This is a genomic window from Pseudomonas sp. GW822-FHT02G04, assembly GCF_058802085.1.
Genome location: NZ_JBXANU010000035.1, coordinates 45,027 through 59,510 on the forward strand (window position 1 = coordinate 45,027; position 14,484 = coordinate 59,510).

At 61.3% G+C, this 14,484-nt stretch carries 13 protein-coding genes; 9 read left to right on the forward strand and 4 right to left on the reverse strand.

Annotation, left to right across the window (positions count from 1 at the left end; translation table 11 throughout):
* Positions 1–62 precede the first annotated feature (62 nt).
* Positions 63–734: a ribose-5-phosphate isomerase RpiA gene (gene rpiA / locus AC1RO5_RS28365; protein ID WP_493178969.1), complete on the reverse strand. Its 672-nt coding sequence runs from the start codon at positions 732–734 to the stop codon at positions 63–65.
* 328 nt (positions 735–1,062) lie between these two features.
* Between rpiA and ilvA the strand changes: the two genes are divergently transcribed.
* A complete protein-coding gene (gene ilvA, locus AC1RO5_RS28370; protein WP_018928653.1) occupies positions 1,063–2,577 on the forward strand; it encodes a threonine ammonia-lyase, biosynthetic in 1,515 nt (504 codons plus the stop codon).
* A 39-nt stretch (positions 2,578–2,616) separates the two neighbouring features.
* Positions 2,617–3,045 (forward strand): DUF2269 domain-containing protein, encoded by a 429-nt coding sequence (locus tag AC1RO5_RS28375; RefSeq protein WP_493178971.1) that lies wholly within the window; start codon positions 2,617–2,619, stop codon positions 3,043–3,045.
* A gap of 118 nt (positions 3,046–3,163) precedes the next feature.
* On the opposite strand, the gene AC1RO5_RS28380 is transcribed toward AC1RO5_RS28375, so the two are convergent.
* Positions 3,164–3,820, reverse strand: coding sequence for a histidinol-phosphatase (locus tag AC1RO5_RS28380; RefSeq protein WP_493178972.1), 657 nt, complete (start codon positions 3,818–3,820; stop codon positions 3,164–3,166).
* Positions 3,821–3,963: 143 nt separating this feature from the next.
* Between AC1RO5_RS28380 and AC1RO5_RS28385 the strand changes: the two genes are divergently transcribed.
* Positions 3,964–4,443, forward strand: coding sequence for an RNA pyrophosphohydrolase (locus AC1RO5_RS28385; RefSeq protein WP_007897732.1), 480 nt, complete (start codon positions 3,964–3,966; stop codon positions 4,441–4,443).
* A 22-nt stretch (positions 4,444–4,465) separates the two neighbouring features.
* Positions 4,466–6,745: a phosphoenolpyruvate--protein phosphotransferase gene (gene ptsP, locus AC1RO5_RS28390; RefSeq protein WP_018928656.1), complete on the forward strand. Its 2,280-nt coding sequence runs from the start codon at positions 4,466–4,468 to the stop codon at positions 6,743–6,745.
* Positions 6,746–6,905: 160 nt separating this feature from the next.
* Here the strand turns inward: ptsP and AC1RO5_RS28395 are convergent, their stop codons facing one another.
* Positions 6,906–7,652, reverse strand: coding sequence for an NRDE family protein (locus AC1RO5_RS28395; protein ID WP_493178974.1), 747 nt, complete (start codon positions 7,650–7,652; stop codon positions 6,906–6,908).
* 134 nt (positions 7,653–7,786) lie between these two features.
* On the opposite strand from AC1RO5_RS28395, the gene AC1RO5_RS28400 reads away from it, so the two are divergent.
* From AC1RO5_RS28400 to AC1RO5_RS28410, 3 genes are all read left to right on the forward strand, one after another.
* Positions 7,787–8,569: a sulfite exporter TauE/SafE family protein gene (locus tag AC1RO5_RS28400; RefSeq protein WP_493178976.1), complete on the forward strand. Its 783-nt coding sequence runs from the start codon at positions 7,787–7,789 to the stop codon at positions 8,567–8,569.
* A gap of 83 nt (positions 8,570–8,652) precedes the next feature.
* Entirely contained in the window at positions 8,653–9,465 is an 813-nt protein-coding gene (gene lgt / locus AC1RO5_RS28405; RefSeq protein WP_493178978.1) for a prolipoprotein diacylglyceryl transferase, read from the forward strand.
* A 64-nt stretch (positions 9,466–9,529) separates the two neighbouring features.
* Entirely contained in the window at positions 9,530–10,501 is a 972-nt protein-coding gene (locus AC1RO5_RS28410) for a thymidylate synthase (RefSeq protein WP_493178979.1), read from the forward strand.
* 119 nt (positions 10,502–10,620) lie between these two features.
* Here AC1RO5_RS28410 and cadR read toward each other — a convergent pair whose 3' ends face one another.
* Positions 10,621–11,070, reverse strand: coding sequence for a Cd(II)/Pb(II)-responsive transcriptional regulator (gene cadR, locus AC1RO5_RS28415; RefSeq protein ID WP_007897786.1), 450 nt, complete (start codon positions 11,068–11,070; stop codon positions 10,621–10,623).
* Positions 11,071–11,154: 84 nt separating this feature from the next.
* Between cadR and AC1RO5_RS28420 the strand changes: the two genes are divergently transcribed.
* Positions 11,155–13,446, forward strand: coding sequence for a heavy metal translocating P-type ATPase (locus AC1RO5_RS28420; protein WP_493178980.1), 2,292 nt, complete (start codon positions 11,155–11,157; stop codon positions 13,444–13,446).
* Positions 13,447–13,462: 16 nt separating this feature from the next.
* Entirely contained in the window at positions 13,463–14,326 is an 864-nt protein-coding gene (locus tag AC1RO5_RS28425) for a LysR family transcriptional regulator (protein WP_063342227.1), read from the forward strand.
* The last annotated feature ends 158 nt before the right edge of the window (positions 14,327–14,484 follow it).

A 14,484-nucleotide genomic window follows, 5' to 3' on the forward strand; every position in this document is an offset into this window, starting at 1 on the left:
ATCTCAGTTGGCTGTTATGGCCTCTTCGCGAGCAAGCTTCGCTCCTACAGATGGCTAAGGCATCAGGCCTTGAGGGTTTTTACGCCTTCGCTCGTGCCCAGCAGCAGCAAGTCGGCCGGGCGGGCCGCGAACAAACCGTTGGTGACCACGCCGACGATGGCGTTGATCTGTGTTTCCAGCTCCACCGGGTTGGTGATCTGCATGTTGAATACGTCGAGGATGATGTTGCCGTTATCGGTCAGCACGCCTTCACGGTAAACCGGGTCGCCGCCGAGCTTCACCAGTTCACGGGCCACGTGGCTGCGGGCCATCGGGATCACTTCCACCGGCAATGGGAACGCACCGAGCACCGACACCAGTTTGCTGGCGTCGGCGATGCAGATGAAGGTCTTGGCCACGGCCGCCACGATCTTCTCGCGGGTCAGGGCCGCGCCGCCGCCCTTGATCAGGTTCAGGTGCTCGTCGCTTTCATCGGCGCCGTCGACGTAGAACTCCAGATCGCTGACGGTATTGAGCTCATACACCGGAATGCCATGGCCCTTGAGGCGCGCGGCGGTGGCTTCGGAACTGGCCACTGCGCCGTCAAACGCGCCTTTGTGCTTGGCCAGCGCGTCGATGAAGCAGTTGGCGGTGGAGCCGGTGCCGACCCCGACGATGCTCTTGTCATCGAGTTTCGGGAGGATGAAGTCGACGGCGGCCTGAGCCACTGCCTGTTTGAGTTGATCCTGGGTCATGCGGGCTCCGAGGTGCCGAAGAGGGGGACGAAAGGCCGGCATTATAGGCCTCGCGATGTGGAAGGTCATTGCCAGTGTGTCGAATGGAGACGAGGGGGCTTGTCTGTGGCGAGGGAGCTTGCTCCCGCTCGGCTGCGCAGCAGTCGTAAAACCTGCCAGTGCAATGTGTTTGAAGAAACGGGTCGCTTGTTTTGGGGAGCGCTTCGCACTCCAGCGGGAGCAAGCTCCCTCGCCACAATGGCTAAAACCACCTGTTTAGTGTGGTCGCCCGCCCAAAAGCCGGGTTAGACTCCTTGGCCCTGCCCAACCCGTTCAGTGATGCTTTCCGATGCTCGAACAGTACGTCAAAAAGATCCTCACCTCGCGCGTTTATGACGTTGCCGTAGAAACCCCACTGCAGACTGCTCGCCAGCTCTCCGAGCGGCTGGGCAACGAGATTTGGCTCAAGCGTGAAGACTTGCAGCCGGTGTTCTCGTTCAAGATTCGCGGCGCCTACAACAAGCTGACGCAACTGAGCGATGAAGAGCGCGCGCGTGGCGTGGTCACCGCTTCGGCGGGCAACCATGCACAAGGCCTGGCCCTGGCAGCCAAAGTGCTGGGCGTGAAAGCGACCATCGTGATGCCCAAGACCACCCCGGAGATCAAGGTCGAAGGCGTGCGTTCGCGCGGCGGCAAAGTGGTGCTGCACGGGGATTCGTTCCCGGAAGCCCTGGCCTACTCGCTGAAACTGGTCGACGAAAAAGGCTACGTCTACATTCACCCCTACGATGATCCCCACACCATTGCCGGGCAGGGCACGGTGGCCATGGAGATTCTGCGCCAGCACCCGGGGCGCCTGGATGCGATCTTCGTTCCGGTGGGCGGCGGCGGATTGATCGCCGGGATTGCGGCGTACGTGAAATACCTGCGTCCGGACATCAAGATCATCGGCGTCGAACCGGATGATTCCAACTGCCTGCAAGCCGCCATGGCGGCCGGTGAGCGCGTGGTGTTGCCGACCGTGGGCCTGTTTGCCGATGGCGTCGCGGTGGCGCAGATCGGCCAGCACACCTTCGATATCTGCAAAGACTACGTTGATGAAGTGATCACCGTCAGCACCGATGAAATCTGTGCAGCGATCAAGGATATCTACGACGATACCCGCTCGATCACTGAACCTGCCGGCGCCTTGGGCGTCGCCGGGATCAAGAAGTACGTCGAGCAACGCGGCGTCACCGGCCACACCTTCGTGGCCATTGATTCCGGCGCCAACGTCAATTTCGACCGCCTGCGACACGTCGCCGAGCGTGCCGAGCTGGGCGAGGGCCGCGAAGCCATCATCGCCGTGACCATCCCCGAGAAACCGGGCAGCTTCAAGGCGTTCTGCGAAGCCATCGGCAAGCGCCAGATCACTGAATTCAACTACCGCTACAACACCGGCAGCGAAGCGCACATTTTTGTCGGCGTGCAGACCCATCCGGAAAACGACCCGCGCAGTGCGCTGCTCGCCAGCCTGACCGAGCAGGGTTTCCCGGTACTCGACCTGACCGACAACGAACTGGCCAAGTTGCACATACGCCACATGGTTGGCGGGCGTGCCGCCCAGGTGGTCGATGAGGTGGTGCTGCGCTTCGAGTTCCCGGAGCGTCCGGGTGCGTTGTTCAACTTCCTCAACAAGCTCGGTGGGCGCTGGAATATTTCGATGTTCCACTACCGCAACCACGGCGCGGCGGATGGCCGTGTGGTCGCGGGCCTGCAAGTGCCCCACGACGAGCGTCATCTGGTACCGGCGGCGCTGGAAGAAATCGGCTACCCGTACTGGGACGAAAGCGACAACCCGGCCTATCAGCTGTTTCTCGGCTGAGCGGCTACGCTGATGGGCAGCCTATAAGGAAATCGAACAATGGAAACGTTAACCGCCCTCAAAGTCGCGCATGGCGTGGCGACGGTGCTGCTGTTGATCAGCGCACTGGGGCTGGCAATCTGGGTCTGGCGCACTCGTCGTAACGGTGATGCGACGGCGCCTGCGCGTACCTTGCAGCGACCGCAGGTGTTCATCTGGCTGTTGATGGGCCTGGCGCTGTTGAGCATGCCGTTCACCGGCTGGTGGATGGTGCATCTGGTGGGCTGGCCGTTGGGGCAGACCTGGTTGCTGGCGTCCAGTGTGCTGTACACCGTGGCGGCGCTGGGCTGGTTCTGGCTGCTGGTGCGGCTCAATCGGCTGCGCAAGGCGCCGGCGGCGGGGAATGGGAAGTTTACGTTTGCTTTGGCGCTGTTCAGTTTTGTCTGCTTTATCGCCATTGCGGGGTTGATGGGCGCCAAGCCGGTATAGCGCGGAATCTGTAGCAGCTGCCGAGGTACGAGGCTGCGATGGGCTGCGAAGCGGCCCCAAAGGGCGGTCCTGCGGACCGCAACGCAGCCTCGTACCTCGGCAGCTGCTACAGGCTTAATCAATCGCGCAGACTGATCACCGGCCAGCCGCGTTTCTCGGCCTCGGCTCGCAGATTCGGATCTGGATCGACCGCGATCGGATTCGTCACTTGCTCCAGCAACGCCAAATCATTCATCGAGTCGCTGTAGAAATAGCTGTCTTGCAGATTGTGGCCGGTTTCTTCCAGCCAACGATTCAACCGGGTCACCTTGCCTTCACGGAAGCACGGGATATCGGTGCTGCGCCCGCTGTAGCGGCCGTCGATCATTTCGCATTCGGTGGCGATCAGGGTTTCAACGCCTAAACGCGTGGCAATCGGCCCGGTCACAAAGCGGTTGGTGGCCGTGATGATGACCAGCTTGTCGCCGGCCTCACGGTGTTGGGCCAACAGTTCGAGGCCTTTGGGCAGCACGAGCGGTTCGATGCAGTTGCGCATGTAATCCAGGTGCCATTGATCCAGCGTCGCCATTTCGGTACGACCGAGGACTTCCAGGCAAAAGTTCAGGTAGGCGGCCTGATCCAGCTTGCCGGCCAGGTAGTCCTGATAGAACTCGTCGTTGCGTGCCTTGTAGGCGACGGCGTCGAGGAAACCCCGTTCGCACAGATAATCGCCCCAGGCGTGGTCACTGTCGCCGCCCAGAAGCGTGTTGTCCAAGTCGAATAAAGCCAGCCGCATTGCAGTTACTCGCTGAAAAGTCTGTAGAAAGGTCTCCAGAATACGGACTTTTCACAAGAGTGCACATAAGGTAGGTCGGCTCGTTGCTGCTTTCACAACCTTTGTGGAACAATGCGGCGACATGCGTTTGCGAGGTTGTTGCCGTGATCGACCCCGATGGTTTCCGCCCCAATGTCGGGATCATTCTGACGAATGATGCCGGCCAGGTGCTATGGGCTCGCCGTATCAATCAAGATGCCTGGCAGTTTCCACAGGGCGGGATCAACCCCCAGGAGACGCCGGAAGACGCCTTGTACCGCGAGTTGAACGAAGAAGTGGGCCTGGAGCGCGAAGATGTTGAAATTCTCGCCTGCACCCGGGGCTGGTTGCGTTATCGTTTGCCGCAACGTCTGGTCAGAACGCACAGCCAACCGCTGTGCATCGGCCAGAAACAGAAATGGTTTCTCCTGCGCCTGATCTCCAACGAGCAGCGGGTGCGGATGGATTTGACCGGTAAACCGGAATTCGATGGCTGGCGCTGGGTCAGCTATTGGTATCCGTTGGGCCAGGTGGTGACATTCAAGCGCGAGGTGTATCGACGCGCTCTCAAAGAGCTTGCCCCGCGCCTTTTAGCGCGCGACTGACGACGGAGTTCGACCCCGAGCCATGCTCAATACGCTGCGCAAGATCGTCCAGGAAGTTAACTCCGCCAAGGATCTCAAGGCGGCGTTGGGGATTATTGTGTTGCGCGTCAAAGAGGCCATGGGCAGCCAGGTCTGCTCGGTCTACCTGCTTGATCCAGAGACCAACCGCTTCGTGCTGATGGCCACCGAGGGCTTGAACAAGCGCTCGATCGGCAAAGTCAGCATGGCCCCCAACGAAGGTCTGGTCGGCCTGGTCGGCACGCGTGAAGAACCCCTGAACCTCGAAAACGCCGCGGATCACCCGCGCTACCGTTACTTCGCCGAGACCGGTGAAGAGCGCTACGCGTCGTTCCTCGGGGCGCCGATCATTCACCACCGCCGCGTCGTCGGCGTGTTGGTCATTCAACAAAAGGAACGCCGGCAGTTCGATGAGGGTGAAGAAGCCTTCCTCGTGACCATGAGCGCGCAGCTCGCGGGCGTTATCGCCCACGCCGAGGCCACCGGTTCGATCCGTGGCCTGGGCCGTCAGGGCAAAGGTATTCAGGAAGCAAAGTTCGTCGGCGTACCGGGTTCGCCGGGCGCGGCGGTCGGCACCGCGGTCGTCATGCTGCCACCCGCCGATCTGGATGTGGTGCCGGACAAGACCATCACCGACATCGACGCAGAACTTGGGCTGTTCAAAACAGCCATCGAAGGCGTGCGCGCCGACATGCGTGCCTTGTCCGCCAAGCTGGCAACCCAGCTACGGCCTGAAGAGCGGGCGCTGTTCGACGTCTACCTGATGATGCTCGACGATGCCTCGCTCGGCAGCGAAGTCACCACCGTGATCAAGACCGGTCAGTGGGCCCAGGGCGCGTTGCGTCAGGTGGTCACCGATCACGTCAACCGTTTCGAATTGATGGACGACGCCTACCTGCGTGAGCGCGCCTCGGACGTCAAAGACCTCGGTCGCCGTTTGCTCGCCTACTTGCAGGAAGAGCGGCAGCAGACGCTGGTCTACCCCGACAACACCATTCTGGTCAGCGAAGAACTGACGCCGGCGATGCTCGGCGAGGTGCCGGAAGGCAAGCTGGTCGGTCTGGTGTCGGTACTCGGTTCCGGCAACTCCCACGTGGCGATCCTGGCGCGCGCCATGGGTATTCCGACGGTGATGGGCCTGGTCGACCTGCCGTACTCCAAGGTCGACGGCATCCAGATGATCGTCGACGGATACCACGGCGAGGTCTACACCAACCCCAGTGACGTGCTGCGCAAGCAGTTCGCCGACGTGGTCGAGGAAGAGAAACAACTGGCCCTCGGGCTGGATGCACTGCGCGACCTGCCGTGCGTAACGGTCGATGGCCACCGCATGCCGCTGTGGGTCAACACCGGCCTGCTCGCGGACGTGGCACGGGCGCAGAAGCGCGGTGCCGAGGGTGTGGGTCTGTACCGCACCGAAGTGCCGTTCATGATCAACCAGCGCTTCCCGAGCGAAAAGGAACAGTTGGCGATCTATCGCGAGCAACTTGCCGCGTTCCATCCGCAACCAGTGACCATGCGTAGCCTGGACATTGGCGGTGACAAGGCGCTGTCGTACTTCCCGATCAAGGAAGACAACCCGTTCCTCGGCTGGCGCGGCATTCGCGTGACCCTCGACCACCCGGAAATCTTCCTGGTGCAGACCCGCGCCATGCTCAAGGCCAGCGAAGGCCTGAACAACCTGCGCATTCTGTTGCCGATGATTTCCGGCACCCATGAACTGGAAGAGGCCTTGCACCTGATCCACCGGGCCTGGGGCGAAGTCCGCGACGAAGGCACCGACGTGCCGATGCCGCCGGTTGGCGTGATGATCGAGATTCCGGCGGCGGTGTATCAGACCAAGGAACTGGCACGGCAAGTGGACTTCCTGTCGGTCGGCTCCAACGACCTGACCCAGTACCTGCTGGCCGTGGACCGAAACAACCCACGGGTGGCCGACCTCTACGACTACCTGCACCCGGCGGTGCTGCAAGCCCTGCAGAGCGTGGTGCGCGATGCCCATGCCGAAGGCAAACCGGTGAGTATCTGCGGCGAAATGGCCGGCGACCCGGCGGCGGCGGTGCTGTTGATGGCAATGGGCTTCGACAGCCTGTCGATGAACGCCACCAACTTGCCGAAAGTGAAGTGGATGCTGCGTCAGATCAACCTGAGCAAGGCCAAGGAACTGCTGGCGGAGCTGATGACCATCGACAACCCGCAAGTTATCCACAGCTCGCTGCAACTGGCGCTGAAGAACCTTGGGTTGGCGCGGATGATCAATCCGGCTTCGGTCAAGACCCTCTAAGTCAGCGGCGGCCCTGTGGCGAGGGAGCTTGCTCCCGCTCGGCTGCGAAGCAGTCGTAATCCGGCCGATGCGATCATTCTGAAAGAACGCATTGGCCGGATCGGGAGCGCTTCGCGCTCCAGCGGGAGCAAGCTCCCTCGCCACAATTAATCGCCCGACTTCAAATCCTGATCTCTACCTCCCCCAAATGCCCCCCATACGGCCCGAAACTCCGTTCGACCATATGCCGCACCCCATCTGCCTGAACAATCAACGCCGTACTCGCCCGTGTCCCATAAGCCTGGCTCTTGATAAACACGCTCGACAACAACGTCTCGGTGGCTTGCCCCACGCCAGTGTCTGGCAGCTCGGCAAGCGGCGCCGTCTGCGGATCGCTGAGCAAGGCCAATAACGCCTGAGGCTGTGGATCGTCCAGCACTTCGCTCAGCGCTGCCTTGGCCTTGAGCACTTTTGGCCACGGCGTATCCAGCCCCGCGTTCGATAACCCATAAACCCCAGGCTTGAGCCTGACCGCCTCGGTCTCCCGGGCATTGAAGTGCCATAACTCGTTGGTATTGCCGATCAGCAGGTTAAACCCGGCATATTCAGGCGAACGTCGGACAACGTCGTTTAAATAGTCTTCAATCGGCATGTCGCCGATGAGAAATTGCGCCACCAGTTCGCCTCGTGACCTGGCGGCCGGTGGCTGAAGGGGATCGCGGATGTTGGTCAGCGCGGCGAAACGCCCATTGGCGCCGACACCGAGCCACGTACCGCCGGCCTCAAGGTCACGACCGGCGTACACGTGCGCAGCTTGCGGCCATTGCGCCAAAGGCAGGCTGGGCCGGGCATAGAATTCGTCGCGGTTGGCCGCCACGATCAGCGGCTGGGCATGGCCCGGTCGCCAGGCAAAAACAATCAGGCACATAAGGTGGTCCTTGTGTGTTTTTTGCTCACTCTACGCAGACATCGCTCATCGATCCATCGCCATCCGCAGTGGAGCCCGAGGCCATGCATCCGTTACCATGCCGCTCCTGTTTCGGGATGCTTGGGGATGTGGCCATGGAATTTCTGCTCTATCTGGCGCTGGGCGCCTGTGCGGGCGTGCTGGCCGGGCTGTTTGGGGTAGGCGGCGGGATTATCATCGTCCCGGTGCTGGTGTTCAGTTTCAAATTGCAGGGGTTCGATCCGTCGATCCTGACGCATCTTGCAGTCGGCACCTCCCTGGCGACGATCATTTTTACGTCGGTCAATGCAGTTCGCGAGCATCATCGCCGCGGCGCCGTGCGTTGGCCGATTTTTGCCTGGATGACCCTCGGCATTCTGATCGGTGCCGGTTTCGGCGCGCTGACTGCCGAAGCGATCTCCGGGCCGAATTTGCAGAAGATCATTGGCGTTTTCGCACTGATCATCGCTGCTCAACTCGCTTTGGACCTCAAGCCCAAGGCCAGCCGAACGGTGCCCGGTAAAGTCGGTCTGACCGTGGCCGGCAGTGTGATTGGCTGGGCTTCGGCGATTTTCGGGATTGGTGGCGGTTCGTTGACCGTGCCGTTCCTGACCTGGCGCAGCGTACCGATGCAGCAAGCGGTGGCCACTTCGTCGGCCTGTGGCTTGCCCATCGCTTTGGCAAGTGCATTAAGTTTCATGATTCTGGGCTGGCACGATCCACTGCTGCCGGCCCATAGTCTCGGTTTTGTGTATTTGCCGGCACTGTTGGGGATCGCTCTGACCAGCATGGTCTTCGCCCGCCTCGGTGCGCGATTGGCCCACAAGCTGTCGGCGCGCTTGCTGAAAAGACTGTTTGCCGCTTTGCTGTTTTGCGTCGGCTTGAGCTTCTTGCTCTGAGGCGTAACGCAATCCTGGCTTAATCCTGGCGTGACAGCGTCGCCCGGGAATTTTAAAGGTTTCAACTCTAACGAGGAGTCGCAATGCTGCCTTACCCGCAGATCGACCCGGTGGCCCTGGCCATCGGTCCGCTGAAAATCCACTGGTACGGCCTGATGTACCTGGTCGGCATCGGCGGCGCGTGGCTGCTGGCGTCCCGTCGGCTGAACCGCTTCGACCCGACCTGGACCAAGGAAAAACTCTCCGACATGGTGTTCTGGATGTCGATGGGCGTGATCGTCGGCGGTCGCTTGGGTTATGTGCTGTTCTACGATCTGCATGCCTACCTGGCCAATCCGACGCTGATCTTCGAAGTGTGGAAGGGCGGCATGTCGTTCCACGGTGGCTTCATCGGTGTGATGCTCGCAGCGTTGTGGTTTGGTAAAAAGAACAACAAGTCGTTCTTCCAGTTGATGGACTTCGTCGCGCCGATGGTGCCGATCGGCTTGGGCGCCGGGCGCATCGGTAACTTCATCAACGCCGAGCTGTGGGGCAAGCCGACCGACGTGCCGTGGGCGATGATCTTCCCGCCGTTCAGTGACCCGGCGCAGTTGCCGCGTCACCCGTCGCAGCTGTACCAGTTTGCGCTGGAAGGTGTGGCGCTGTTCCTGATCCTCTGGCTGTTCTCGCGCAAGCCACGGCCGACCATGGCGGTGTCCGGGATGTTTGCACTGTTCTATGGCATTTTCCGTTTCATCGTCGAGTTCGTCCGCGTTCCGGATGCGCAACTGGGCTATCTGGCGTGGAACTGGCTGACCATGGGTCAGGTGCTATGCGTACCGATGATCGCCGGTGGTCTGTTGCTGATCTGGCTGGCCTATCGACGCGCCCCAGCGGCCCCCGCAGCTGCTGTATAAGAAGCAGGCGCTAAAAATTCGAACCCCGGGGCGACGGCTCCGGGTTCAAGGACACAGGTAATTCATGAAGCAATATCTCGAACTGGTCGCCCACGTCATCAAGAACGGCACCAAGCAGGCCAACCGTACCGGCGTGAACACCATCAGCTTTCCGGGTGCGATGCTGCGCTTCGATTTGCAGGAAGGTTTCCCGGCGATCACCACCCGCAAGATGGCCTTCAAGTCGGCCGTCGGCGAGATGTGCGGTTTTCTGCGCGGGGTGAACAACGCCGCTGAATTCCGTGCGCTGGGTTGCAAAGTCTGGGACCAGAACGCCAACGAAAACGCCCAGTGGCTGGCCAACCCGTTCCGTCAGGGCGAAGACGACCTCGGCGAGATCTACGGTGTGCAATGGCGCAAATGGCCGGCGTACAAGCAGATTCCGGTCAGCAACCAGGCCGCCATCGAGCAGACCCTGAGCCAGGGTTATCGGCAGATCGCCGAAGGCGAAGAAGACGGCCAGGCTTATGTGGTGCTGTACAAGGCGATCGACCAGATCCGCCAGTGTGTCGACACCATCATCAAGGACCCGGGCAGCCGTCGCATTCTGTTCCACGGCTGGAACGTTGCGCAGCTCGATGAAATGGCCCTGCCGCCGTGCCACTTGCTGTACCAGTTCCACCCGAATGTCGAGACCAAGGAAATCTCCCTGACCCTCTACATCCGTTCCAACGACCTGGGCCTGGGCACGCCGTTCAACCTCACCGAAGGCGCCGCGCTGCTGAGCCTGATCGGTCGCCTGACCGGTTACACGCCGCGCTGGTTCACCTATTTCATCGGTGACGCCCACGTCTACGAAAACCATTTGGACATGCTCAACGAACAGCTCAAGCGCGAGCCGTTCGCCATGCCGAAGCTGAAGATATCCGACCGTGTGCCGGAATTCGCCAAGACCGGCGTGTACCAGCCGGAATGGCTGGAGCTGATCGAGCCGAGTGATTTCTCGCTCGAAGGTTACGAGCACCACGCGCCGATGACCGCGCCGATGGCGGTCTAGCCCACCTGATCGTTCCCACGCTCTGCGTGGGAATGACTCCCGTGACGCTCTGCGTCACAGTGGACGCGGAGCGTCCATGGCTGCATTCCCACGCAGAGCGTGGGAACGATCATGGGCTGCTAATGCCCGTGACTGCGGCCAACATGGGAATGCTCCACCTCCGTCGCCACAACCCCGCCACTCACCTCCAATCGCTGCAAAATCCCGCACTGATCGATATCCGGCCCTTCGCTGCAGCGTTGGCGCAGGTCGAGCAGTTGTGTCTGCAACGCCAGCAAACCGTCGATTCGTGCCTTCACATGGTGGATATGTTCGTCGATCAACGCGTTGACGTTTTCGCATTGATCCTGCGGGCTGTCGCGCAGGGCCAGCAGGCTGCGGATTTCCTCGAGGGTCATGTCGAGGGTGCGGCAGTTGCGGATGAAGGTCAGGCGCTCGGCGTGGGCCTGGGTGTAGACGCGGTAATTGCCGTCGCTGCGGGCCGGTTCCGGCAGCAGGTTTTCGCGCTCGTAGTAGCGGATGGTTTCCACGGCGCAGTCGGTGAGTTTCGCCAGTTCTCCTATTTTCATCGCGTCAATCTCCAAAAGGGTGCTTGACCCTATAGTGGCTACAGGGTCTTTACTTGGCAACAGGCACCTTCATGGACGCGACCAATGAGCGATTCTCTTCACACCCACAAACCCGAGGCTGATCACGATCACGATCACGATCACAGCCACAAGCTGCAGCCTGTGCCCCAGCATGTCCATGGTAGCCATGATCATGGCGGCCACGGCGATTCCTGCTGTTCCTCCAAAGCTGCGGCGCCATCGCTGATCAAGTTGAGCGAGACACCGACCGCCGGCGCGCGGCTGAGCAGCTTCCGCATCGAGGCCATGGACTGCCCGACCGAGCAGACGCTGATCCAGAACAAGCTCGGCAAGCTTGCGGGTGTGCAGCAACTGGAGTTCAACCTGATCAACCGGGTGTTGGGCGTGACCCATGACCTGCCAGGCACCGCGCCGATCATCGACGCGATCAAATCCCTCGGCATGCACGCCGAGCCACTGGAACAAGGCGTCGAAGCGCCAATACCTGTGCCAGAGAAAAAACCTTGGTGGCCATTGGCGCTGTCCGGCGTTGGTGCGCTGGCGGCTGAAGTTATCCACTTCACTAACGCTGCGCCCAATTGGGTAGTGGCGGTGATTGCGCTGATCTCGATCCTCAGCGGTGGCCTGGGTACCTATAAAAAGGGCTGGATCGCCCTGAAAAACCTCAACCTGAACATCAACGCGCTGATGAGCATCGCGGTAACCGGTGCGGTCCTGATCGGCCAATGGCCGGAAGCGGCGATGGTGATGTTCCTGTTCACCGTGGCCGAGCTGATCGAAGCCAGGTCTCTGGACCGGGCGCGCAACGCCATCGGTGGGCTGATGCAGATGACCCCGGAACAAGCCACGGTGCTGCAGGCCGACGGCCGTTGGGTCGCACAACCGGTGAAAAACATCGAGCTGGGTGCGCGGGTGCGAGTGCGTCCCGGCGAGCGGATCGGTCTGGATGGCGAAGTGGTGTCCGGCAGCTCGACCATCGATCAGGCACCGATTACCGGCGAGAGCCTGCCGGTGGAGAAAACTGTCGGCGACAAGGTGTTCGCCGGTACCATCAACCAGTCCGGTTCGCTGGAATATGTCGTGACTGCCGCGGCGAACAATTCGACCCTGGCGCGCATCATCCACGCCGTGGAGCAGGCCCAAGGGGCGCGGGCCCCGACCCAGCGTTTCGTCGACAGCTTCTCGAAAATCTACACACCGGCAGTGTTCATCCTGGCCGTCGCCGTGGCGGTGATCCCGCCGCTGTTCATGGACGCGCTGTGGTTCGACTGGATCTACCGGGCGCTGGTGTTGCTGGTGGTCGCTTGCCCATGCGCGTTGGTGATTTCCACTCCGGTGACCATCGTCAGCGGCCTCGCGGCAGCGGCGCGCAAAGGGATTCTGGTCAAGGGCGGCGTCTACCTGGAGCACGGCTACAAACTCGATTACCTGGCCCTCGACAAGACCGGCACCCTCACGCATGGCAAACCGGTGCAGACCGACTATTTGTCCCTCGACCTGACCGCCGATCAAACAGCCCCGGCCCTTGCGGCGGCGCTGGCCGGTCGCTCGGATCACCCGGTGTCGCTGGCCATCGCCAACGCGGCAGTTGTGGATAACCAGCGCGCGCCGCTGACTGTGGATAACTTCGAAGCCTTGGCGGGTCGTGGAGTACGCGGTGAGATCAATGGTGAGCTCTATCACCTGGGCAACCATCGACTGGTGGAAGACTTGGGCCTGTGTTCTCCAGCGCTGGAAGAAAAACTGTTTGCTCTGGAGAAACAGGGCAAGTCGGTGGTGCTGTTGCTCGACAAGTCGGGTCCCCTGGCGCTGTTCGCCGTGGCAGACACCGTGAAAGCGTCCAGCCGCGAAGCGATCCAGCAATTGCATGAGCTGGGCGTCAAAACCCTGATGCTGACCGGCGACAACGTTCACACCGCCCAGGTCATCGCCGCCCATGTGGGCATCGATCAGGCGCAGGGCGATCTGTTGCCGACCGAGAAGCTGCAAGCCATCGAAACGCTGTATGCACAGGGCCATCGGGTGGGGATGGTCGGCGACGGCATCAACGACGCTCCGGCGCTGGCGCGGGCCGAGATCGGTTTCGCCATGGCGGCGGCCGGTACCGATACCGCCATCGAAACCGCCGATGTCGCCCTGATGGACGACGATCTGCGCAAGATCCCGACCTTCATCCGCCTGTCGCGGCAGACCTCGAACATCCTCAAACAGAACATTGCCCTGGCATTGGTCATCAAAGCGATCTTTCTTGGGGTAACCTTCGCCGGGATCGCCACCATGTGGATGGCGGTGTTCGCCGACATGGGCGTGAGCCTGTTGGTGGTGTTCAACGGTTTGCGCCTGTTGCGCAAATAGACGATGAGGGACGGGTGTGCTGAGTGCCGAGCTGAAGGCGTTTTACATGGTGGCCCGGCTGGGCAGCATTACCCTGGCGGCGAAAAAGCTCGGCCTGAGCCAACCGACGGTAACCACCCAGATTCGGCATCTGGAAAGCCAGTATTCGGTTGAGCTGTTCTACCGTGGCGGCCGTCGCCTCAGCGTCAGCGACGAAGGCGCGCGGCTGTTGCCGATGGTCAAGGCACTGTTGCAGCAGGAAGCCGATATCGAGTTCTTCCTGCGTAACAGTGGTCAGGTCCAGGGCACGTTGCGCATCGCCGCCACGGCGCCGTATTACATCCTCGATCTGGTGAAGACTTTTCGCGAGCGCTTGCCGCAGGTGGAGGTGTCTGTGGAAATCGGCAACTCCCAGCAGGTGCTCGAAGCGCTGGAGGATTACCGGGTCGATGTCGCCGCGTCCTCGCAGTTGCTCGATGATGCGCGGCTGATCCGCCGGGTGCTCGGCAGTGATCCGCTGGTGTTGGCGGTGCATCGCAATCATCCGCTGGCGGTGCATGACCATGTACCGCTCAGTGCGCTGGCGGGGCATACCTTGTTGATGCGCGAGTCGGGCTCGACCACCCGGCGCTTGACCGAAGAATTGCTGGCCGGCGCGGGAGTGAGTTTCGGGCCATTGCTGGAGATTGGTAGTCGCGAGTCGATTCGTGAAGCGGTGTTGCGCAACATCGGCATCAGCATCATCGCCCGGCAGGAAGTGCCACACGATCCGCAATTGCGGGTGCTGACTCTCGAGAATGCGCCGCAGATTCCCGAATACCTGTACTGCCTCAAGGAACGAAAAGGCGCCCGGCTGCCGGCGGCGTTTCTCGGGTTGGCGCAGGAAATGGCCCCGGCGTAGTGATCGTTCCTACGCTCCGCGTGGGAATGCAGCCCGGGACGCTCTGCGTCCCAAGAGCCGAACGCGGAGCGTCCGTTGAGGCATTCCCACGCAGAGCGTCACTAGTGTCCGGTAAAACCTTTTCAGAGCTGAAGGCTGCCTTGGGCAGCCTTCAGCTC

Coding starts and splice junctions, on each gene's coding strand:
- AC1RO5_RS28420 (WP_493178980.1), top strand. CDS start 11,155: ATGAGCGATTCTCTTCACACCCACAAACCCGAGGCTGATCACGATCAC.
- rpiA (WP_493178969.1), bottom strand. CDS start 734: ATGACCCAGGATCAACTCAAACAGGCAGTGGCTCAGGCCGCCGTCGAC.
- AC1RO5_RS28375 (WP_493178971.1), top strand. CDS start 2,617: ATGGAAACGTTAACCGCCCTCAAAGTCGCGCATGGCGTGGCGACGGTG.
- AC1RO5_RS28380 (WP_493178972.1), bottom strand. CDS start 3,820: ATGCGGCTGGCTTTATTCGACTTGGACAACACGCTTCTGGGCGGCGAC.
- AC1RO5_RS28410 (WP_493178979.1), top strand. CDS start 9,530: ATGAAGCAATATCTCGAACTGGTCGCCCACGTCATCAAGAACGGCACC.
- lgt (WP_493178978.1), top strand. CDS start 8,653: ATGCTGCCTTACCCGCAGATCGACCCGGTGGCCCTGGCCATCGGTCCG.
- AC1RO5_RS28400 (WP_493178976.1), top strand. CDS start 7,787: ATGGAATTTCTGCTCTATCTGGCGCTGGGCGCCTGTGCGGGCGTGCTG.
- ilvA (WP_018928653.1), top strand. CDS start 1,063: ATGCTCGAACAGTACGTCAAAAAGATCCTCACCTCGCGCGTTTATGAC.
- cadR (WP_007897786.1), bottom strand. CDS start 11,070: ATGAAAATAGGAGAACTGGCGAAACTCACCGACTGCGCCGTGGAAACC.
- ptsP (WP_018928656.1), top strand. CDS start 4,466: ATGCTCAATACGCTGCGCAAGATCGTCCAGGAAGTTAACTCCGCCAAG.
- AC1RO5_RS28395 (WP_493178974.1), bottom strand. CDS start 7,652: ATGTGCCTGATTGTTTTTGCCTGGCGACCGGGCCATGCCCAGCCGCTG.